Origin of the sequence: Streptomyces sp. NPDC057877, assembly GCF_042796855.1 — a bacterium.
GTDB lineage: Bacteria > Actinomycetota > Actinomycetes > Streptomycetales > Streptomycetaceae > Streptomyces.
Map to the genome: position 1 here is coordinate 88,352 of NZ_JBHVMS010000003.1, position 21,327 is coordinate 109,678.

A 21,327-nucleotide genomic window follows, 5' to 3' on the forward strand; every position below is an offset into this window, starting at 1 on the left:
GCCGGGCTAGGTACCTTCACCTCCCGGGGAGACGAGCCCCGTCTCATACGCGAGGACCACGGCCTGAACCCGGTCGCGCAGGTCCAGCTTCGACAGGATGCGGCCGATGTGCGTCTTGATCGTGGTCGGGCTGAGGAACAGCCGGTCCGCGAGTTCGGCGTTGCTCAGCCCCGTCGCGAGCAGGCGCAGCACCTCGACCTCACGCGGAGTCAGGCCCGACAGATCGCGGTGGAGAGCGACCGCCCGCCCCTCCTCGCGGTGGGCGAAGCGCTCGATCAGACGGCGGGTGATCGCGGGCGCCAGCAGCGCGTCACCGGACCGCACCAGCCGGACGGCGGCGACCAGGTGCTCGGGGCTGACGTCCTTGAGCAGGAAGCCACTGGCACCGGCGGTGAGCGCGGCGTAGACGTAGTGGTCGAGGTCGTACGTCGTCAGGATGATCACCTTGGTGCCGTCCGGCCCGACGTCGGCGAGGATCCGTCCGGTCGCCTCGATGCCGTCCATCCGTGGCATCCGGATGTCCATGAGCACGACGTCGGGCCGGGTGCGCCGGACCGCGGCGACCGCCTCGGCCCCGTCGGCCACCTCTGCCGTCACCTCGATGCCGTCCGCGGCGAGGATCATGCCGAAGCCGGTGCGTACGAGCGCCTGGTCGTCGGCGATGACGGCGCGCAGCGTCGGCCGGTTCACACCGTCCGCCAAGGGACTCGGGCCCTGATCTGGTAGCCACCGGCGAGGGTCGGACCGGCCGTGAGTTCACCGCCGTAGACCGCGAGCCGTTCGCGCAGCCCGATCAGCCCGCGGCCGTTGCCGTTGCCGTCCGCGGGAGGGCGGGTCGCAGCGGTGTTGATGACCTCGATCTCCAGCACATCACCGGCGTACCCGACGGTGACGGCGGCGTCGGCGCCGGGCGCGTGCTTGATGGTGTTGGTCAGTGCTTCTTGCACGACGCGGTACGCCGCGAGGTCCACGCCGGGCGGCAGCGGGTCCGGCGGCAGTGACACGGCGACGGAGACCGGCGTCCCGGCCGCGCGCACGCGCTCGATCAGGGCATCCAACTGCCCGAGTCCGGGCTGCGGTTCGAGACCGTCGAGGGGGCCGTCGGGTCGGCGGCCGTCAGCGGGAAGGCCGGGGCGGCGACCGTCGGCCGGAAGGCCGGGACGGTGACCGACGACGGGATGGCCGGGACGGTGACCGACGACGGGAAGGCCAGAACGGCGACCGGCGCCAGCGGGGCTGGGGCCGAGTCCGGAGCCGGAGCCGGGGCCGAGTCCGGAGCCGGAGCCGGGGCCGAGTCCGGAGCCGGGGCCGGGGCTGAGTCCGGAGCCGAAGCCGGAGCCGGAGCCGGGGCTGAGTCCGGAGCCGGAGCCGAGGCCGGAGTCGGCCGGTGGGGCCAACAGGCCCATCACATGCCGCAGTTCGGCCATCGCCGCCCGCCCCCCGGCCTCAACCGCCAGCAAGGCCTCCTTCGACCGCTCCGGCGCCGCGTCCATCACCTTGCGCGCCGCCCCCGCCTGGATGACCATCACGCTCACATTGTGGGTCACGACGTCGTGCAACTCGGCGGCGATCCGGGCCCGTTCCTCCTCGACGGCCCGGCGCATGCCGTCCTCCTGCTCCCGCTGAAGCCGGGTCAAGCGGTCCCGGCTGGCCGCCAGCCGCCGCTGCCAGAAGCGGACGGTGCTGGCCAGCGCCCCGGCGACCAGCAGCACGACCGCGGGACTCGACCACCCCGGAAGCACCGGCTCCGTCTCCCGGAACGCAAGACCGGCCAGTGCGGCGGCGACGACCAGCCCGGCCGTCGCCCGTGCCCGGTAACGGCTGTACATGGCGGCGCTGTAGGCGCCGATGACACAGGTCAGTACGTTGATCCAGGAGGCCTTGTCGCCGATGGCCAGCGCCGCGCCGAGCACCACCCCGAACGTGGCCAGCGGATACCGGCGCCGGGCCGCCAGCGGCAGCGCGGTCAGCACGACCAGCGGCCAGGGCGCGAGAAGCTCCCGCCCCTCCGCCTCCCCCATGCCCGCCGGGGGGATCGGGGGCGGGACCGGCGCCCCGTACTCGACCTGCGTCCTGATGAAATCCGGCCCGTCGCCCGGATAGCGCGTCGCCACGGTCAGCGCGACGACGGTCAGCAGGACCGCCAGCACCACGTCGGCGCGCCGGGCCCGCCGCGACAACGGGGCGCTCTCCGCGTCCGGCCGCAGCGCATCGCGCAGTTGCCGACGCCAGCCTTGCCGGTCCTCCGTCTCCATCGGCTCATTGTGCGGCGCACCCTGCCCGCGCCGCGTCCGCCCGCACAACGGAAGTGCCGTCCCTGGGACGTACTTCGCAGGGATGACACCGGCGCCGCGTCCTTCGCCGGGAGGGCCGGAAGTCGGTGCCCTGGCCGACGCGCCCCACGAGGCCACGCCCCTACGTTCGCCGGGACGCACAGCACCCGACCCCGAGGACGGACGACTCCCATGACCCAGGTGATCGAACTGACGGGCGTGACCAAGCGCTACGACAGCGGCGGCACGCCCGCACTCGGACCGCTCGACCTCGGCGTCGCCCAGGGCGAGGCGCTCGCCGTGACCGGCCCCTCCGGCAGCGGCAAGTCCACGCTGCTGAACCTCGTCGCGGGCCTCGACAAGCCGACCGAGGGCGCCGTGACCGTGGCGGGGCAGCGGATCGACCGGCTCAGCGAGCACGAGCTGGCCCGGTTCCGCCGGGCGCGGATCGGCATGGTCTTCCAGTTCTTCAACCTTCTCGACGACCTCACCGTCACCGACAACATCCAGCTCCCCGCCCAACTCACGGGTACCGCCCGCCGTAAGACGGCGGCCCGTGCCACCGAACTGATGGAGCTCCTGGGCATAGCCAGACACGCCCATGTCTACCCGGGCCAACTGTCCGGCGGCGAGCGCCAACGGGTCGCCGTCGCCCGGGCACTGGTCAACCGGCCCGCACTGCTCCTCGCCGACGAGCCGACCGGCGCGCTCGACACCGCCTCGGGCCATGACGTACGGGAGCTGCTGGTGGATCTGCACCGCGGCGGGCAGACCGTCGTACTCGTCACGCACGACATGACGCTGGCGGAGGCGTGCGCGAGCCGCACGATTCAGTTGGTCGACGGCCACCTCACCCTCGACTCGTGTGCGGAGCCCGTCCGATGAGCCTCTTCGGCACCGGCGCGCTCAGCCGGGTCGTACGCTCCGGGGTCGGCCGACGCCGGGTGCAGACGGTGGTCATCGCCGTGGCCACGATGATGGCCGTCGCCGCGGCCGTGATCGCCGGTTCACTCATCGTCGCCACGAACGCCCCTTTCGACCGCGCCTTCGCCGAGCAGCACGGCGCACACATCACCGCACAGTTCGATCCGTCCAAGGCGAACACGGCGCACCTGCGCAAGACCGAACGGCTGGAGGGCGTCACCGCGACCGCGGGACCGTATCCCTCGACGACTGTCAGCCCGGTGGACGCGAACGGCGGCCACCTGCCGACGCTGACCCTGGTCGGCCGGTCCGGTCCGCACGCCGACGTGGACGACCTGGACCTACGGTCCGGGCGCTGGGCGACGAAGCCGGGCGAGGTCGTCCTCTCGGCGTCGTTCGAGGGCCCTTTCCTCAAGGCGGGCTCCACCCTGAGGACTTCGGACGCCGCCGACAGCCCGACCCTGAGGATCGTCGGCTTCGCGTTCTCGGCCAGCGAGACCGCCGACGCCTGGACAACCCCGGGCCAGGTGCGCGCCTTGGCCTCACAGAGCGCACCGATCAGCTCCCAGATGCTCTACCGCTTCGATTCCGCGAAGACCAAGGACCAGATCGCCACCCACCGCAGACAGCTCACCACCGCCGTACCATCCGGCGCCCTGCTGGGCACCCAGTCCTACCTGGACACCAAACGCGCCGCCGACCAGGGCGCCGCGGCGACCATCCCCTTCCTGCTGGCCTTCGGCGTGCTCGGCATCGTGATGTCGGTGATCACCGTCAGTAGCGTGGTCAGCGGCGCGGTCGGCACCAGCCTCCACAGAATCGGCATCCTCAAGGCCCTCGGCTTCACCCCGCGCGAGGTAGTACGGGCCTACGTGGCCCAAGCCCTGATCCCGGCCAGCGCGGGCATCGCACTCGGGGTCGTACTGGGCAACCTGCTGGCCGTCCCACTCCTAGCCCAAACCGCACAGGCGTTCGGCGGCGTCTCCCTGACGGTGGCCTGGTGGGCGGACGTAGCCGTACCCACCCTCGCCCTGCTCGTCGTCGGCATCGCGGCGCTGCTCCCCGCACTGCGGGCCGGAAGGCTGCGCACGGCCGAGGCCATCGTGATCGGCCGGGCACCCCGCACGGGCCGCGGCCGATGGGCCCACCGCGCAGCCGGTCGCCTCCCCCTGCCGCGCACCGTGACCTACGGCCTGGCCCGACCCTTCACCCACCCGGTCCGCACATCCGCGATGCTGCTCGCGGTGACCTTCGGCACGGTCGCGGCGACCTTCGCGGTGGGCCTGACCTCGTCCTTGCACGCGGTCGGCACCGCGTCGGATCCGGAGGAGGGCGCAGCGGTCACCGCCATCGTCGGCGGCCCGAGGGCCCCCGGCGGCACCGACCACAGCCCGACCTCCGCCGACCCGTCAAAGGTCAGCGCCGCCATCAAGGCCCAATCCGGCACCGCCTCCTCCTACGGCATGTCCCGGACCGACGCCACCGTGCCCGGCATCTCCGGCTCGGTCGACGCCACCCTCTACCAGGGCGATTCACGCTTCGGCGCCTACGAGATGATCTACGGCCACTGGCTCACCGGCACCGGACAGGCAGTCGTACCCACCCGCTTCCTGGAACGAACCGGCACCAAGATCGGCGACACGGTCCAGGTGACCATCGGCAAGGACACTCAGCCCCTGAAAATCGTCGGCGAGGCCTTCGACACCTCAAACGACGGCCTCTCCCTCCACACGAACCTCACCAGCTTCCCCGACGCCAAGCCCCAGCAATTCCAGATCGAGGTAAAACCGGGCATCTCCCCCACCACCTACGCCGAGACACTCGCCACGGCACTCAAGCCCCTGGGCGCCGACGCCATGGCCAACTCCTTCTCGGAGCAGGACAACATGATCCTCATCCTGGACGCCATCGCAGCGCTCCTCACCCTCATGCTGGTCTCCGTGGCGGGCCTCGGCGTCCTCAACTCCGTCGTCCTCGACACCCGGGAACGCGTCCACGACCTCGGCGTCTGCAAGGCCCTCGGCATGTCCCCCCGACAGACCGTCGCCCTCGTACTGTCCTCGGTCGCCGGAATCGGCGTCCTCGGCGGCCTGATCGGCGTACCCACCGGCCTCGCCCTGCACGGCTTCGTCCTACCGGTAATGGGCCACGCGGCAGGCACCAACCTGCCCCCGTCGATCCTCAACGTCTACGACCCACCCCAGTTGCTCCTCCTGGGCCTCGCGGGCCTCGCGATCGCCATGCTGGGCGCCCTGCTCCCCTCCACCTGGGCGGCCAGGACCCGCACGGCCACGGCACTGCGCACGGAGTAGACCACCAGCACGCCCCAAGCAACAGAAAACCCCAGGTCAGTGGCTATCTGACCTGGGGTTCGACGGAGCCGCCTTCGGGATTCGAACCCGAGACCTACGCATTACGAGTGCGTTGCTCTGGCCATCTGAGCTAAGGCGGCACGCTGCCCGCACTAATGGTGCGATCGGCAACGTCGGTAAGTCTACACAGTTTCCGGGGGTGCTCCGCACCAGCCCGGAGTGGGTGTGGAGGTGGGGTCAGGAGCAGCGTTTTCCCTCGGATGGCGGGGTTCCGCGCAGGAGGTAGGTGTTGATCGCGGAGTCGATGCAGTCGCTGCCGCGGCCGTAGGCGGTGTGGCCGTCGCCGTCGTAGGTGAGGAGGCGGGCCGAGGAGAGCTGGCGGGCCAGGGACTGGGACCAGCGGTACGGGGTCGCCGGGTCGCGGGTGGTGCCGACGACGACGATCGGGGCGGCGCCCTTGGCTTCGATGCGGTGGGGTTCGCCGGTGGCCGCCACCGGCCAGTACGCGCAGGTCAGGGAGGCCCAGGCGAGGCCCTCGCCGAAGACCGGGGAGGCCTTCTCGAAGGTGGGGAGCGCCTCGCGCACCTGTTCGGGGGTGTCGAAGGCGGGGGGCAGGTCCAGGCAGTTCACGGCGGCGTTGGCGGACATCAGGTTGGAGTAGGTGCCGTCGGCGTCACGCTCGTAGTAGCTGTCGGAGAGGACGAGCAGGCCCGCGCCGTCGTTCTCGCGCATCGCCGCCGTGAGCGCCTCGCGCAGCTGTGGCCAGGCGCTCTGGTCGTACATCGCCGCGATCACCCCGGTGGTGGCGAGGGACTCGCCGAGTCTGCGGCCGTCCGCGTCCCCGGCCGGGATGGGCCGGGCGTCCAGCTCGTCGAAGAACGCCTTGAGGTTCCTGCCGACCTGTTCCGGCTTGGTGCCCGAGCCGCCCAGCGGGCAGTCCGGCTGCCGTACGCAGTCCTCGGCGAACGCCGTGAACGCCGTCTCGAAGCCCGCCGTCTGGTCGAGGTTCAGTTGCCGCGCGGGCAGCGAGGGGTCCATCGCGCCGTCCAGGACCAGGCGCCCGGCCCGGTCCGGGAACAGGCCCGCGTACGTCGCTCCGAGGAACGTCCCGTACGACGCCCCCACATACGTCAGCCGCTCGTCCCCCAGCACCGCCCGCAGGACGTCCATGTCCCGCGCCGCCTCCTCGGTGGAGACATGCCGCAGCAGCCTGGGCGAGTTGGCGCCGCAGCTCTCCGCGAACTTCCGGTACGCGTCGGACAGCGCGTCGGTCTCCCGGCTGTCATCGGGTGTCGTGTCCGTCTGGGTGTACGTGTCCATGTCCTGGCCGTCGAGGCACTCCACCGGCTCGCTGCGGGCGACCCCGCGCGGGTCGACCGCCACCATGTCGTACTGGGCACGCACCGGAGCCGGGTAGCCCGTCGCGGCGTACGACTGCAGGTACCCCACCGCCGAGCCCCCCGGCCCGCCCGGGTTCACCAGCAGGGAGCCGAGCCGCTTGCCAGGGCCCGTGGCCCGCTTGCGGGCGACGGCCAGCCGGACGTCGCCGTCCTCGGGGCTGGCGTAGTCCAGCGGCGCCCGCATCGTGGCGCACTCGAAGCCGACGACACCGCAGTTGCGCCAGCTCAGCTTCTGCCCGTAGTACGACGCCAGGGCGGACGGCGTGGCCTCCGGCAGCGCCGCCAGCACCACCGACTTGCCCGCCGCGCCCGCCGACTCCCCCGCTGCCGCCGCCGAGGATCTGGCGGAGCCCCCCGTGGAACAGGCCGAGACGAGCAGCGCGGCGGCGGCGAGGAGCGTGGCGGCGGTACGGGACCTGGACCTGCGGTGGGGGCGCCTGGTGTGCATCCAGCGAGCGTAACTCTGCGCTACGGGATGAACGCCCTGCGTGCGCGGAATTGCCCGTACGAGTGACACGGCCGGTCGGTCCGGGCCAGTCTCGGCGGCCGGTCCCGCCGCTCAGCCCGCTCTCAGCGCCATCGTCATCGCCTCCACCGCCAGCAGCGGCGCCACATTGCGGTCCAGGGCCTCGCGGCACGCGGCGATGGCCTCTATCCGGCGCAGGGTCGACTCCGGTGAGCTGCCGCGGGCCAGCCGCTCCAGGGCGTCCTCGGCGTCGGTGTTGGCGAGGGCGATACGGGAGCCGAGCTGGAGGGCGAGGACGTCGCGGTAGAAGGCGGTGAGGTCGGTCAGGGCGAGATCGAGGCTGTCGCGCTGCGTCCGCGTGCGGCGGCGCTTCTGCTTGTCCTCCAGGTCCTTCACCACGCCCGCCGTGCCGCGCGGCAGCCGACCGCCCTGGACCGCGCCCAGCGCCGCCTTCAGCTCCTCGGTCTCCTTGCCGTCCATCTCCTCCGCGAGCTGCTTGGCGTCCTCCGCGGCCGCGTCCACCAGTTCCTGCGCGGCCTTGAGCCCACCACCGACGTCATCGATCCGCAGCGGCAGCTTCAGCACGGCGGCCCGGCGCTCCCGGGCGGCCGGATCGGTGGCGAGGCGGCGGGCGCGGTCGACATGGCCCTGCGTCGCGCGGGCCGCCGCGGCGGCGACCTCCGGCTCGACGCCCTCACGGCGTACGAGCATGTCCGCGATGGCGTCGACCCCGGGCGTCCGCAGATTCAGGTGGCGGCAGCGGGAGCGGATGGTGGGCAGCACGTCCTCGATCGAGGGCGCGCAGAGCAGCCAGACCGTGCGCGGCGCGGGCTCCTCCACCGCCTTGAGGACGGCGTTGGCCGACTTCTCGTTCAGCCGCTCGGCGTCCTCGACGAGGATGACCTGCCAGCGGCCGGTCGCCGGTGAGGTGAACGACTTGCGGACGGTGTCGCGCATGTCGTCGGCGAGGATCTGGCTGCCGACCGCGGCGACCGTGGTGACATCGGCGTGGGTGCCGACCAGGGTGGTGTGGCAGCCGTCGCAGAAGCCGCAGCCGGGGGTGCCGCCCAGGGCGCGGTCGGGGCTGACGCACTGGAGCGCCGCGGCGAAGGCCCGCGCCACCTGGACGCGCCCCGCTCCGGGCGGGCCCGTGAACAGCCAGGCGTGCGTCATCTTCGACGTCTCGGGCAGCGGCTCGGCCGCGGCGACCGCGGTGACCAGGGCGTCGGCGTCCCGGGCAGCGGCATCGAGCTGCTCGCTCACCTTCTCCTGGCCGACCAGGTCGTCCCACACGCTCATGGGTCACGCCGCCTTTCCCTCGCACACATCTCGCGTCGCGGCTTCCATTGTGCGGGCCACCACTGACAACGCCGCCCCAGCGCGCCCCACGCCGCGCCCCGCCTCAGCTCCGACGCCCCCGGCCGCCCCCGTCCTCGCGCCCCTCGTCCTCGTACCCACCGAGCAGTTCGTCCGCGAGGCTCGGCAGGTCGTCCAGCGGCGTCTCCTCGGCCCAGTCGGAGCGCGTACGGCGACGCCGCGCGGCCTCGGGGTCGACCTGCGGCAGCTCACGCGTACGGTCCTCGCCCCGGTCGGGCTCCGGCTCCGCCTTGCGGAAGAAGTCCGACGGCACCCGGTCCGCGGGGTTCTCGTCCCGCACCGGCGGCAGTACGGCGGTCTCGTCCGCCGCCCCCGGAGGCGATACGGCGGTCTCGTCCGCCGCCCTCGGAGGCGATACGGCGGTCCCCTCCGACGGCACCGGCGGCAGCACCGCCGTCTCGTCCGCCGCGCCGGGCGTGAACTGCGGCAGTACGGCCGTCTCGTCCGCCGCGCCCGAGGGCTCCCCGGGCTGCGGGAGTTCGGCGGTCACCTCGGCGTCGGAGCCCCGGCCGTCGGCGGTCGGCCCGGCGTCGGGGGACGTGATCACCGGCGTCGGCTCGGTCAGCGCCTCCGGCGACACCACGGGAGGCGTCGGCTGCCGGGGACCGGCCGCCGCGGCGGCCGCCGCCTGCTCCGCCGCCCGGCGTGCCTCCTCGGCGCGCAGCAACGCCTCCTCGGCCTTGCGCTGCTTCTCCAGGCGCCGCGCCTCCGCCTCGGCCCGCAGCCGTGCCTCTTCCTCGGCCTGCTGACGGCGACGGTCCTCCTCCGCCTTGCGGCGGGCCTCCTCCTCGGCGCGCGCCTTCTCCTCGGCGAGCAGCCGCTGCCGCTCCTCCTCGGCCCGTCGACGTGCTTCCTCGGCCCGCTGCCGGGCCTCCTCCGCCTGCCGTTCGGCCTCGCGGCGCTGCGCCTCCTCCAGCTCGCGCCGCTTGCGCTCCTCCTCCTCGGCGCGCAGCCGGGCGAGCTGCTCCTGGCGCTCCCGCTCCAGGCGCTCCTCCTCGGCCTTGCGGGCGGCCTCTTCCTCGGCCTTGCGGCGTGCCTCCTCCTCGGCCTTCCGGCGGGCCTCCTCACGGGCCTGGATCTCGGCCTCGGACAGCGGCAGCGTCTGGTCGAGCCGGTGCCGGATCACGGTCGTGACCGCCTCGGGCTCCTGCCCGGCGTCGACGACGAGATACCGCCCGGGGTCGGCGGCGGCCAGCGTCAGGAAACCGGACCGCACGCGCGCGTGGAACTCCGCGGGCTCCGACTCCAGCCGGTCCGGCGCCTCGGTGAACCGCTCACGCGCGGCCTCCGGGGACACGTCCAGCAGGACCGTCAGATGCGGCACCAGTCCGTTCGTCGCCCAGCGGGAGATCCGCGCGATCTCGGTCGGGGAGAGGTCGCGGCCCGCGCCCTGGTACGCCACCGACGAGTCGATGTAGCGGTCGGAGATCACCACCGCGCCGCGCTCCAGCGCGGGCCGTACGACGGTGTCGACGTGCTCCGCGCGGTCCGCGGCGTACAGCAGCGCCTCCGCGCGGTGGGACAGTCCCGCCGACGACACGTCCAGCAGTATGGAGCGCAGCCGCTTGCCGACCGGTGTGGCACCCGGCTCGCGCGTGAGCACCACCTCGTGGCCCTTGGCCCTGATCCACTCGGCGAGCGCCTCGGCCTGGGTGGACTTGCCCGCGCCGTCGCCGCCCTCCAGGGCGATGAAGAAGCCCGACGCCGTGGGCGCCGTCACCGGTTCGTCGCCGCCGAGCAGCGCGTCCCGCAGGTCGGTGCGCAGGGGCACTCCGGAGCGGTCGTCGAGCTTGGCGAGCACCAGCGCCGCCACCGGCAGCAGCAGCGCGCCGACCAGCATCAGGGTGAAGGCCGCCCCGCCGTGCGCGAACACGAACTTGCCGCTCTCCAGGCGGTGCGGCCCGATGAGCGCCGCGAACAGGGGCGCGATCAGCGCGCCGAGCGCCACCAGGACGCGGACCACCGCGTGCAGGTGCTCGGTCGTCCGGGCCCGCCGGAAGTCCTCGGCCTCCTGGTCGAGCAGGGTGTGCCCGGTGTTGGCGGCGACGCCCGCGCCGACACCGGCGAGCGCGACGATCAGCAGCACGGTGGTGACGTCCGGGACCAGCCCGGCGGCCAGCAGCGCGACGCCGGTGAAGGCGATCGCCAGCGCCAGCAGGCGGCGCCGCGACAGCGACGTCAGCACCTTCGGCGCCGTACGGATGCCGACGACGACACCGCCGGTCAGCGCGAGCACCAGCAGGCCGTACGTCACCGGGCCGCCGCCCAGGTCCTTGGCGTGCAGCACGGACACGGCGACGGCCGCCGCGACCGCCCCGGCGACGGAGGCGCTGGCCAGCACCAGCAGCGTGATGGCGCCGGTGCGGCCCCGGTCCGGGCCCGTACCGGTCTTCGGGCGGCGCAGGCCCTCCAGCGGGGACCGCGCGCGCGGGGTGCGCGTGCCGGGCAGTTCCAGGAAGGTCAGCACGGACAGCGACGCGGCGAACAGACCGGCGGCGACATACGAGGCCAGGGCGGCCTGATGCTGGGCGAACCAGTCGATCCCGGCACCCAGCAGATTGTTGGACAATCCCGCGACGACCAGGACGGCACCCGCGAGCGGGACCGCCACGAAACTCGTCCGCAGGGACAGGCGGCGCAGCGCGTCCATGTGGTCCGGCAGCGGCCGTACCGTCGCGCCCTCCGGGGGCGGGGCGGGCAGCAGCGCGGGCGCGGCGCTCTCCCGGCATACCGTCCAGAAGCGCTCGGCGACCCCGGTCACGAACGCGGTGACCAGCAGGAAGGCCAGCGCGTCGTCCGGCGTCCAGTCGATCCACAGCGGCGCGATGATCAGCAGCACGGCCCGCAGCCCGTCCGCGCCGACCATCGTCCAGCGGCGGTCCAGCGGACCGTCCTGCGAGGTGAGCGAGGTGAGCGGGCCGAGGAGTACGGCGCCGAACAGCAGGGTGGCCAGAATCCGCGCCGCGAAGACGGTCGCCACTGCGAACGCCACACCGCGGTAGCCGCCCCCGAAGGAGCCCTCGGCGATGGCCGCCTGGAGGGCGAGGAGGACCAGCACCAGCAGCGCGAGGGTGTCACCGACCCCGCTCACGAGCTGTGCGCTCCACAACCTCCTCAACTGCGGTCGGCGCAGCAGGGCGCGGACCGCACGCTCGCGGGAATCAGCGACCAGGGCGTCGTCGGGGGCCGGGTGGTGGGCCGTAGGCTGCTCGGCTCGCGTCATGCTTTCAGCCTATCGGCCCGCACCGACACGCCAGTGCGCTCACCCGAACGTTCGCACGCCCCGGTATCGAAGCGATGCCGGGGCGTTCGTTCTGCGAACCGGGAGCACGGCGCCGCGCCGCATGGCGAACCGCGCCGCCCGTCCCTACGACGGCCCTGCGGCGTCCTCACGGAACGCGCCGCCCGTCCCTACGACGGCCCCCGCGGCGCCCTCACGGACCGCCGCGCCGCCCAACCCGCCCGAAAGCGGGCCGAGCCGTCCAGAAGCAGGCTCAGCCGTCCGAAAGCGGCCCAGCCGTACAGGAGCACGCCCAGCCGCCCGAAAGGAGGCGCGCTCAGTCCTCGGACGTCGCCCGCGAAGCCGTCGCCTTCTTCGCGGTCGTCGTCTTCTTCGCCGCCGTGGTCTTCGCGGTCGCGGTCTTCTTCGCGGTCGTCTTCTTGGCGGCAGCCGTCTTCTTCGTGGCCGTCGACTTCGTGGCCGTCGCCTTCTTGGCGGCCGTCTTCTTCGCCGGGGCCTTCTTCGCCGTCTTCTTGGCGGGCGCCTTCGCCCGCTTCTCGGCGAGCAGTTCGAAGCCGCGCTCGGGAGTGATCTCCTCGACGCTGTCGCCGGAGCGCAGGGTCGCGTTGGTCTCGCCGTCGGTGACGTACGGGCCGAAGCGGCCGTCCTTCACCACGACCGGCTTCCCGCTGACCGGGTCCTCGCCCAGTTCCTTCAGCGGCGGCTTCGCGGCGGCCCGGCCACGCTGCTTGGGCTGGGCGTAGATCGCCTGCGCCTCCTCCAGCGTGATGGTGAAAAGCTGGTCCTCGGTCTGGAGGGACCGCGAGTCGGTGCCCTTCTTCAGATACGGGCCGTAGCGGCCGTTCTGCGCGGTGATCTCGACGCCGTCCGCGTCGGTGCCGACGGTCCGCGGCAGCGACATCAGCTTCAGCGCGTCGTCGAGCGTCACCGTGTCCAGCGACATCGACTTGAACAGCGAGGCCGTACGCGGCTTCACGGCGTTCTTGCCGGTCTTCGGGGTGCCCTCGGGGAGCACCTCGGTGACGTACGGGCCGTAGCGGCCGTCCTTGGCGACGATCGTGTGGCCCGTCGACGGGTCGACGCCCAGTTCGAAGTCACCGCTCGGCTTGGCGAGCAGTTCCTCCGCCAGCTCGACGTTCAGCTCGTCCGGCGCCAGGTCGTCGGGGATGTCGGCGCGCTGGTGCTGCTCGGTGTCCTTCTCGCCGCGCTCGATGTACGGGCCGTAGCGGCCGACGCGCAGCACGATGTCGTTGCCGACCGGGAACGAGGACACCTCGCGGGCGTCGATGGCGCCCAGGTCGGTGACCAGTTCCTTGAGGCCGCCGAGGTGGTCGCCGTCGCCGTTGCCCGCGTCGGCAGCGCCGCCGTTGCCCGTGCCCTCGCCGAAGTAGAAGCGCCGCAGCCACGGCACGGCCTGTGCCTCGCCACGGGCGATGGCGTCGAGGTCGTCCTCCATCTTGGCGGTGAAGTCGTAGTCGACGAGCCGCCCGAAGTGCTTCTCCAGGAGGTTCACCACGGCGAAGGACAGGAAGGACGGGACGAGCGCCGTGCCCTTCTTGAACACATAGCCGCGGTCGAGGATCGTGCCGATGATCGAGGCATACGTCGACGGGCGGCCGATCTCGCGTTCTTCCAGCTCCTTGACCAGCGAGGCCTCGGTGTAGCGGGCGGGCGGCTTGGTGGCGTGGCCGTCGGCGGTGATCTCCTCGGCGGTGAGCCGGTCGCCCTCGCTGACCTGCGGGAGCCTGCGCTCGCGGTCGTCCAGCTCGGCGTTGGGGTCGTCGGCACCCTCGACGTAGGCCTTCAGGAAGCCGTGGAAGGTGATCGTCTTGCCGGAGGCGCTGAACTCGACGTCCCGGCCGTCGGCCGCGGTGCCGCCGATCTTGACCGTGACGCTGTTGCCGGTCGCGTCCTTCATCTGGGAGGCGACCGTCCGCTTCCAGATCAGCTCGTAGAGCTTGAACTGGTCGCCGGTCAGCCCGGTCTCGGCGGGGGTGCGGAAACGATCACCCGAGGGGCGGATCGCCTCGTGCGCCTCCTGCGCGTTCTTGACCTTCCCGGCGTACGTCCGCGGCTGCGGCGGCAGGTAGTCGGCACCGTAGAGCTGGGTGACCTGGGCGCGGGCGGCGGCGACCGCGGTGTCACTCAGGGTCGTCGAGTCCGTACGCATGTACGTGATGTAGCCGTTCTCGTACAGCTTCTGCGCGACCTGCATGGTGGCCTTCGCCCCGAAGCCGAGCTTGCGGGAGGCCTCCTGCTGGAGCGTCGTCGTACGGAACGGGGCGTACGGTGAGCGGCGGTACGGCTTGGACTCGACGGACCGCACGGAGAACTGGGTGTTCTCCAGGGCGGCGGCGAGGGCGCGGGCGTTCGCCTCGTCGAGGTGGAGGATGTTCGCGCTCTTCAGCTGTCCCAGGGAGTCGAAGTCGCGGCCCTGCGCGATCCGCCTGCCGTCGACGGTCTGGAGGCGGGCGACCAGCGACGACGGGTCCGACGCGTCCCCCGCGCGGCCGGTCGCGAAGGTGCCCGTCAGGTCCCAGTACTCAGCGGAACGAAACGCGATGCGCTCGCGTTCCCGCTCCACCACGAGCCGGGTGGCGACGGACTGCACACGGCCCGCCGACAGTCGCGGCATGACCTTCTTCCACAGCACCGGGGAGACCTCGTAGCCGTAGAGGCGGTCGAGGATGCGGCGGGTCTCCTGGGCGTCGACGAGCTTCTGGTTGAGCTGGCGCGGGTTGGCCACGGCCGCCCGGATCGCGTCCTTGGTGATCTCGTGGAACACCATGCGCTTGACCGGGATCTTCGGCTTGAGGACTTCCTGGAGGTGCCAGGCGATGGCCTCGCCCTCGCGGTCCTCATCGGTGGCCAGGAAGAGTTCGTCCGAATCCTTCAGGAGGTCCTTGAGCTTCTTGACCTGGGCCCTTTTGTCGGCGTTCACCACATAGATCGGCTGGAAGTCGTGTTCGACGTCCACACCGAGGCGGCGCACCTCGCCGGTGTACTTCTCGGGCACCTCGGCGGCGCCGTTGGGAAGGTCGCGAATGTGCCCGACGCTCGCCTCGACGACGTAGCCAGGGCCGAGATAGCCCTTGATCGTCTTCGCCTTGGCAGGCGACTCGACGATGACGAGTCGGCGGCCGCCCTTCGCGGTCTCGCTGGTCGGGGACAACTTCGCTCTTCTCTCCGGTCGACGCTGGGGCCTCCCCAGGCCTACGTCCCGGGGGTGGGTACTGGTGACGCTGCGGAGTGTGACGGTACATCCCGCCCCCGTGTCAAACGGGAAAAGCCCGCAACGGCCACTCGAACGGTAACCCGACTCCCGCCATTCCTGCCGCCCAGCGTCGACACCCGCCCCTTCGGGTCGTTCCGGAGCATCACCTCTCAGTTACCCGGTGGCCGATGCCTCCGTGCCCGGGAGGGAGCACCTGCGCCGTCTTCAGAGGCGGGTGAAGCACCACGTGCCGAGGGCCAGCGCGAGCACTCCGGCGGCGCTCGCGACGGCCGCCGATGCGACGGGGCTCACACCCTGGGCGACGGTCTCACGGTGCCGCAGCCGGGCCGCCGTCCACACCAACAAGCCGCTTCCGAACAGGGCGAACACCACGCCCGCGAAGATCGCCGGTCCACTCTCCATGGCCGTCCGCGCCCCTTTTCTCCGGTCCCGAGTGCCCAGTCCACCGGAGGTTGACACGCGCGGGCCGCGCCCAGGCGAACCTGAGGTGAACGTGGAGCCGACAGCGGCCGGGATCCGGCCGCCGAGGACGCCCCACGGCACTCTCCGTTCCACCCGAGGGCCCGTGGAACACACCATGGCCAGATTGGTCACACCCGTCCGACGGCATGGCGCACCCGCTCGGACGCGCCCCGCTCAGTCCACCGGGTCGAGGAAGCCCTGCTCCACCAGCAGCCGGATCTGCGCGGGGGTGCGGTCCCGCAGCAGGACCGGGTCCTCGCCCACCAGCTGGGCGATGGCGTCCAGAATGCGCCCCGCGGTCAGCGAGCCGTCGCAGACGCCCGCGAAGCCCGCGCCGACCGTGTCGACCCTGGTGGCCCGGCGCATCCCGCGGTTCTGCCGCAGTACGACGTGCTCGGGATCCTCGGCGCCGGGCAGCCCGACCTGCTCCTGCACGACTTCGGCGGCCAGCCGGAAGCGTTCCTCGAGCAGGGCCGCGTCATCGCGCGTGCGGAGGTGGTCGAGCCGCGCGAAGTGCGCCCGGATCGTCTCGCCGAGCGGCTGTTCGACCGGATGCGGCCATTCCTCGACGGTCACCGAGGGCACGGCGGCCCCCGTCCTGCGCAGTGTGATCCAGCCGAATCCCACCCCCTTCACCTTGCGCGCCTCGAACTCGTCCAGCCACGCGTCGTACCGCGCCTGGTACTCGGCCGGATCGGCGCGGTGGTCACCGGCGTCGCGCAGCCACAGCTCGGCGTACTGCGTGACGTCCTGCACCTCGCGCTGCACGATCCAGGCGTCGCACCCCCGCGGCACCCACGACCGCACCCTGTCCTGCCAGTCCTCCCCTGCCACGTGCTGCCAGTTGGCGAGGAACTGCGCGAACCCGCCCATGTTCAGCCGTTCCCCCGACTGCTGAACGAGCGAGCGGCACAGATCGTCCCCGCCCATCCCGCCGTCGCGGTAGGTCAGCCGGGCGCCGGGAGAGATCACGAACGGCGGGTTCGACACGATCAGGTCGTACGTCTCCCCGTCCCGGACCGGCTCGAACAGCGACCCCTCGCGCAGCTCCGCGGCCGGGGCACCGGACAGCGCGAGCGTCAGCGCGGTGATGTGCAGCGCGCGCGGGTTCACGTCGGTCGCCGTCACGCGCGTGGCGTGCCCGGCGGCGTGCAGGGCCTGGATGCCGGACCCGGTTCCGAGGTCGAGGGCGCTGGCGACGGGCGTACGGACGGTGATCCCGGCCAGCGTCGTCGAGGCGCCGCCGACGCCCAGGACGACGCCCTCGTCCCGCCTGCCGATGCCGCCCGCCCCGCCGACCGCGCAGCCCAGGTCCGACACGATGAACCAGTCCTCGCCGCCGGGTCCGCCGTACGGCCGTACGTCCACGGTGGCGGCCACCTGGGCACCGCCGGGTTCGGAGCCGCCGCCCACGCGCACCAGCCAGCCGCTGTCCAGGCACTCGTCGACGGGCAGCACGCCCGCCACGCGCGCGTGCGGCACGGGCTGCTGCAACAGGAACAGCCGTACGAGCGTCTCCAGCGGCGTGTCCCCGCGGGTCGCCCGGAGCGCGGGCACGGTCTCGCTGCGCGCCAGCGCCGCGTACGCGGGGGCGCCGAGCAGTTCGAGCAGCCCGTCGGCGGTGAAGACGGCGCCGAGCAGGGCGTCCCGCAGCCGGGCGGTGACATCGGGGCGGTCGGTTGCGGGCAGCGGGGGCAGGGTGGCGTTACTCACGCCCCCCATTGTGACGCGCGCCCTGCGGGGTGGGTCGGCTTCCGCGCGGGGCGGGGGTCTGGACACGGGTTCCGGGCGCCGCCGGTCCGCTCCGGCCTACGGCTCCCGTCCGCGGGGAGCGCCACCCCTCCGCCCCGGACTCCGGCTCGCGCCCACGCGGAACGCCACGCCGGGCGCCCTACGCTCCGGCTCCCGTCCCACGCGGGGCGCCCCCCGGCCGCCCCGGGCTCCGACTCCCGTCCACGCAGAGCGCCCCCTCAGGCACGTCCCGGGCTCAAGCACCCATCTGGCGCGCCCCGGGCTCAAGCACCCATCTGGCGCGCCCCGGGCTCCAGCACCCATCTGGCATCTGGCGCGCCACCTGGGATGCCACCCCGGGGCGGCACAGCCCCTTTGCCCCGCCCCGGCCCTCGTCAGCTCTGTGTCGCAGGCGCCGAAGCCGAGGACGTCGCGCTCTTGCAGCTCTCCTGGCGGTTCATCGCCTCGCCGACCTCACCCTCCTCCAGGGCCTTCAGCGCGTCGTTGCCGCTCTTGCTGAGCGTCTCCAGCTCGGTGGCGATGTCCTTGAGGCCATCGGCGAACTTGGCCTGATCCTTGGTCTCCAGTTCGTCGACCTGCTTCTGGAGGGAGGCGTACGAGGAGGAGATGCCGTTGAGTTCCTTGACGGCGTCCTGCTGCTTCTTCTCGCCGTTCTCGACGTCCGGGGCCCCGGCCTTGTTCACGGCCGCCCCGATGGCCTTGTAGGCCTCGGACATGTCCTCGAACGCCTGCGAGTCGGTCTTCTGGACCTCCTCCGGCTTGCTGTTGTCCGAGGTCTGCTTCTGGATCGCGGCATTCGCGTCGGCGATCTTCTTGGCCTGCGGCTGCACACCGTCGCAGACCTCCTTGGCCCAGGCATCGAGCTTCTCGTTGCCGTCGTCGCCGCTGCATCCCGTCAGCGCCAGTACCAGTACCGCACCGCCGGACAGTGCGGCCGCGAGCTTCTTGTTCACCGGATTGGTCCCTTCCATGGCTCTCGGCCCCGGAACATACACGCCATGTGGGAGACAAATGTACGGCGAGCGTCCGATATGACCATCATTGCAGTGATTCATACCAGGCGAGAGAAGGCTCACGGAGAAGGCGTGAACATCGTGAAGCGGGTGGGTGCGCGCCAACACGCGCCACCCACCCGCCCCTTGAAGCAGGCCTCGCTGCCGAGCGCCCCTACGAAACAGCCGCGGGGTCGACCGACTTGGGCGACGGATCGGCCGAGTCGCCGTCGTCCTCGTCCTCCATGGCGATTCCGCGCCGCTTGGAGACGAACACCGCGCCGACGATCACCACGAAGGCGAGCGCCGCGATCACGACCCGTACGCCGATGTTCTCGTCCTCTCCGTAGGAGAACTTGATGACCGCCGGTGCGATCAGCAGCGCCACCAGGTTCATCACCTTCAGCAGCGGGTTGATCGCGGGACCGGCGGTGTCCTTGAACGGGTCACCGACCGTGTCCCCGATGACGGTCGCGGCATGGGCGTCACTGCCCTTGCCGCCGTGGTGACCGTCCTCCACCAGCTTCTTGGCGTTGTCCCAGGCGCCACCGGAGTTGGCGAGGAACACCGCCATCAGCGTGCCCGCACCGATCGCGCCCGCCAGGAACGCGCCCAGCGCGCCGACGCCGAGCGTGAACCCGACGAAGATCGGCGCCATGACCGCGAGCAGGCCCGGCGTGGCCAGCTCCCGCAACGCGTCCCTCGTACAGATGTCGACGACCTTGCCGTACTCCGGCTTCTCGCTGTAGTCCATGATCCCCGGCCGCTCACGGAACTGCCGCCGCACCTCGAAGACCACCGCACCCGCCGACCGCGACACCGCGTTGATGGCGAGCCCGGAGAAGAGGAAGACGACCGCCGCGCCCGCGATCAGACCGACCAGGTTGTTGGGCTGGGAGATGTCCATCGCCAGCGTCAGGGGCGCGCCCTCGCCGGTGAGTTGTTCGCCCACGTCGCGCGCGCCGGTGGTGATGGCGTCGCGGTACGACCCGAAAAGCGCCGCCGCCGCGAGTACGGCAGTGGCGATGGCGATGCCCTTGGTGATGGCCTTGGTGGTGTTGCCCACCGCGTCCAGGTTGGTGAGCACCTGCGCGCCCGCGCCCTCGACGTCACCGGACATCTCGGCGATGCCCTGCGCGTTGTCGGAGACCGGCCCGAAGGTGTCCATCGCGACGATCACTCCGACCGTGGTGAGCAGACCGGTCCCGGCCAGCGCCACCGCGAACAGCGCCAGCATGATCGACGTACCGCCGAGCAGGAACGCCCCGTACACCCCGAGCCCGATCAGCAGCGCGGTGTAGACGGCCGACTCCAGGCCCACCGAGATACCGGCGAGTACGACGGTGGCGGGGCCGGTGAGCGAGGTCTTGCCGATGTCCTTCACCGGGCGCCGGGTGGTCTCGGTGAAGTAGCCGGTGAGCTGCTGGATCACGGCGGCGAGCAGAATGCCGATGGCGACCGCGACCAGCGCGAACAGCCGTGGGTCACCGTCCTTGGCGCGGATCGCCGCGTCGGTGACGCCGTCCAGCTCGGCGTACGTCCCCGGCAGATAGGCGTAGGCCGCGATGGCCACCAGCACCAGCGAGATCACCGCGGAGATGAAGAAACCGCGGTTGATCGCGCTCATCCCACTGCGGTCGGCGCGCCGCGGGGCGACCGCGAAGATGCCGATCATCGCGGTGACCACCCCGATGGCGGGCACCAGCAGCGGGAACGCCAGCCCCGAGTCGCCGAAGGCCGCCGTGCCGAGGATCAGCGCGGCGACCAGGGTGACGGCGTACGACTCGAAGAGGTCGGCCGCCATGCCCGCGCAGTCGCCGACGTTGTCGCCCACGTTGTCGGCGATGGTCGCGGCATTGCGCGGGTCGTCCTCCGGAATGCCCTGCTCGACCTTGCCGACCAGGTCGGCGCCGACGTCGGCGGCCTTGGTGAAGATGCCGCCGCCGACCCTCATGAACATGGCGATGAGGGCGGCACCGAGGCCGAAGCCCTCCAGCACCTTCGGCGCGTCGGCCGCGTACACCAGCACCACACAGGAGGCGCCCAGCAGGCCGAGGCCCACCGTGAACATGCCGACCACGCCGCCCGTACGAAAAGCGATCTTCATCGCTTTGTGGGAGACCTCGGTGAGATCCTTTTCCGGCTCACCCTCGGCCGGAGTCGCCTCACGCGCCGCCGCGGCGACGCGCACATTGCTGCGTACGGCGAGCCACATGCCGATATAGCCGGTGGCCGCCGAGAACGCCGCGCCGATCAAGAAGAACACCGACCGGCCGGCGCGCTGATTCCAGTCGTCCGCGGGTAGCAGCATGAGCAGGAAGAAGACGATCACGGCGAATACGCCGAGCGTGCGCAACTGCCGGGCCAGATAGGCGTTTGCGCCTTCCTGGACCGCCGCCGCGATCTTCTTCATGCTGTCGGTGCCCTCGCCCGCGGCGAGCACCTGCCGCAGCAGCACACCGGCGACCACAAGCGCAGCCAGCGCGACGGCCGCGATGACCATCACGATGACACGGTTGCCGTCGGTCAGTACTGCGGCCGCGAGAGTAGAGGGATCGTCCAGCTGATGAGGGGTAGAAAGCCCCGCCATTCGTCCTCCTTGACGCTTGGGCTGAGCTCAAGATGTGGACGGATTCTAGGGATCTTAGCCTGATCAAAACAGTGCACGGTAAGCGGAATTCGCCTTCACTTGTTCCTCAGCAAAAGATCGCGACAACTCACCGAACCCTAATGGCGTAATGCCTTTGAAGCATGTGGCGGAGATCAGGTAAGGGATCCGGCGCCGTTCGTGAATTGCTTCACGAAAAGCATCCGCAATCACTGTAGGCACAGACCCCAGTGGCCGCACATGCCGAAGGGCCCCACTCACGTGGGGCCCTTCGGGCCAGGAAAT

The 21,327-nt window shown here is 71.8% G+C and carries 12 protein-coding genes and 1 tRNA gene; 2 read left to right on the forward strand and 11 right to left on the reverse strand.

The features are described 5' to 3' along the window. Window positions 1-6: 6 nt before the first annotated feature. Together ACFVQG_RS08065 and ACFVQG_RS08070 are read right to left on the reverse strand one after the other, a co-directional pair. Window positions 7-702: a response regulator gene (locus ACFVQG_RS08065; RefSeq protein ID WP_383378167.1), complete on the reverse strand. Its 696-nt coding sequence runs from the start codon at window positions 700-702 to the stop codon at window positions 7-9. Further along, window positions 687-2,255, reverse strand: a complete 1,569-nt coding sequence (locus ACFVQG_RS08070) for a sensor histidine kinase (protein WP_383378168.1) — start codon at window positions 2,253-2,255, stop codon at window positions 687-689. The genes ACFVQG_RS08065 and ACFVQG_RS08070 overlap by 16 nt, the downstream gene beginning before the upstream one ends. A gap of 210 nt (window positions 2,256-2,465) precedes the next feature. On the opposite strand from ACFVQG_RS08070, the gene ACFVQG_RS08075 reads away from it, so the two are divergent. Together ACFVQG_RS08075 and ACFVQG_RS08080 are read left to right on the forward strand one after the other, a co-directional pair. Further along, the gene (locus ACFVQG_RS08075; RefSeq protein WP_383378170.1) at window positions 2,466-3,158 is read left to right on the forward strand and encodes an ABC transporter ATP-binding protein; all 693 of its coding nucleotides are present in this window, start codon (window positions 2,466-2,468) and stop codon (window positions 3,156-3,158) included. Then, window positions 3,155-5,509 carry an ABC transporter permease gene (locus tag ACFVQG_RS08080; protein ID WP_383378172.1) on the forward strand — a complete coding sequence of 785 codons (2,355 nt, stop codon included), beginning with the start codon at window positions 3,155-3,157 and terminating at the stop codon, window positions 5,507-5,509. The genes ACFVQG_RS08075 and ACFVQG_RS08080 overlap by 4 nt, the downstream gene beginning before the upstream one ends. 66 nt (window positions 5,510-5,575) lie before the next feature. On the opposite strand, the gene ACFVQG_RS08085 is transcribed toward ACFVQG_RS08080, so the two are convergent. From ACFVQG_RS08085 to ACFVQG_RS08125, 9 genes are all read right to left on the reverse strand, one after another. Next, window positions 5,576-5,649 (reverse strand) — tRNA-Thr (locus tag ACFVQG_RS08085). A gap of 97 nt (window positions 5,650-5,746) precedes the next feature. Continuing rightward, window positions 5,747-7,357, reverse strand: a complete 1,611-nt coding sequence (locus ACFVQG_RS08090; RefSeq protein WP_383378174.1) for an alpha/beta hydrolase — start codon at window positions 7,355-7,357, stop codon at window positions 5,747-5,749. Window positions 7,358-7,468: 111 nt separating this feature from the next. Continuing rightward, on the reverse strand, window positions 7,469-8,674 hold the full coding sequence (locus ACFVQG_RS08095; RefSeq protein WP_383378176.1) for a DNA polymerase III subunit delta': 1,206 nt from the start codon (window positions 8,672-8,674) through the stop codon (window positions 7,469-7,471). 103 nt (window positions 8,675-8,777) lie between these two features. Further along, window positions 8,778-11,975, reverse strand: a complete 3,198-nt coding sequence (gene tmk, locus ACFVQG_RS08100; protein WP_383378179.1) for a dTMP kinase — start codon at window positions 11,973-11,975, stop codon at window positions 8,778-8,780. A gap of 334 nt (window positions 11,976-12,309) precedes the next feature. Beyond that, window positions 12,310-15,165, reverse strand: a complete 2,856-nt coding sequence (gene topA, locus ACFVQG_RS08105; protein WP_383378181.1) for a type I DNA topoisomerase — start codon at window positions 15,163-15,165, stop codon at window positions 12,310-12,312. 267 nt (window positions 15,166-15,432) lie between these two features. After that, on the reverse strand, window positions 15,433-15,630 hold the full coding sequence (locus tag ACFVQG_RS08110; protein WP_383378184.1) for a hypothetical protein: 198 nt from the start codon (window positions 15,628-15,630) through the stop codon (window positions 15,433-15,435). A gap of 234 nt (window positions 15,631-15,864) precedes the next feature. After that, window positions 15,865-17,412 carry a methyltransferase gene (locus ACFVQG_RS08115; RefSeq protein ID WP_383378186.1) on the reverse strand — a complete coding sequence of 516 codons (1,548 nt, stop codon included), beginning with the start codon at window positions 17,410-17,412 and terminating at the stop codon, window positions 15,865-15,867. A gap of 404 nt (window positions 17,413-17,816) precedes the next feature. Continuing rightward, on the reverse strand, window positions 17,817-18,413 hold the full coding sequence (locus ACFVQG_RS08120) for a small secreted protein (RefSeq protein ID WP_383378188.1): 597 nt from the start codon (window positions 18,411-18,413) through the stop codon (window positions 17,817-17,819). A gap of 196 nt (window positions 18,414-18,609) precedes the next feature. Then, window positions 18,610-21,024, reverse strand: a complete 2,415-nt coding sequence (locus ACFVQG_RS08125) for a sodium-translocating pyrophosphatase (RefSeq protein WP_383378190.1) — start codon at window positions 21,022-21,024, stop codon at window positions 18,610-18,612. Window positions 21,025-21,327: the final 303 nt, after the last annotated feature.

What these genes read in the sequence shown, in the direction of transcription:
- ACFVQG_RS08095 (WP_383378176.1), bottom strand. Translation starts at nt 8,674, where the DNA reads ATGAGCGTGTGGGACGACCTGGTCGGCCAGGAGAAGGTGAGCGAGCAG.
- ACFVQG_RS08070 (WP_383378168.1), bottom strand. Translation starts at nt 2,255, where the DNA reads ATGGAGACGGAGGACCGGCAAGGCTGGCGTCGGCAACTGCGCGATGCG.
- ACFVQG_RS08090 (WP_383378174.1), bottom strand. Translation starts at nt 7,357, where the DNA reads ATGCACACCAGGCGCCCCCACCGCAGGTCCAGGTCCCGTACCGCCGCC.
- ACFVQG_RS08080 (WP_383378172.1), top strand. Translation starts at nt 3,155, where the DNA reads ATGAGCCTCTTCGGCACCGGCGCGCTCAGCCGGGTCGTACGCTCCGGG.
- ACFVQG_RS08115 (WP_383378186.1), bottom strand. Translation starts at nt 17,412, where the DNA reads ATGGGGGGCGTGAGTAACGCCACCCTGCCCCCGCTGCCCGCAACCGAC.
- ACFVQG_RS08120 (WP_383378188.1), bottom strand. Translation starts at nt 18,413, where the DNA reads ATGGAAGGGACCAATCCGGTGAACAAGAAGCTCGCGGCCGCACTGTCC.
- ACFVQG_RS08075 (WP_383378170.1), top strand. Translation starts at nt 2,466, where the DNA reads ATGACCCAGGTGATCGAACTGACGGGCGTGACCAAGCGCTACGACAGC.
- ACFVQG_RS08110 (WP_383378184.1), bottom strand. Translation starts at nt 15,630, where the DNA reads ATGGAGAGTGGACCGGCGATCTTCGCGGGCGTGGTGTTCGCCCTGTTC.
- tmk (WP_383378179.1), bottom strand. Translation starts at nt 11,975, where the DNA reads ATGACGCGAGCCGAGCAGCCTACGGCCCACCACCCGGCCCCCGACGAC.
- ACFVQG_RS08125 (WP_383378190.1), bottom strand. Translation starts at nt 21,024, where the DNA reads ATGGCGGGGCTTTCTACCCCTCATCAGCTGGACGATCCCTCTACTCTC.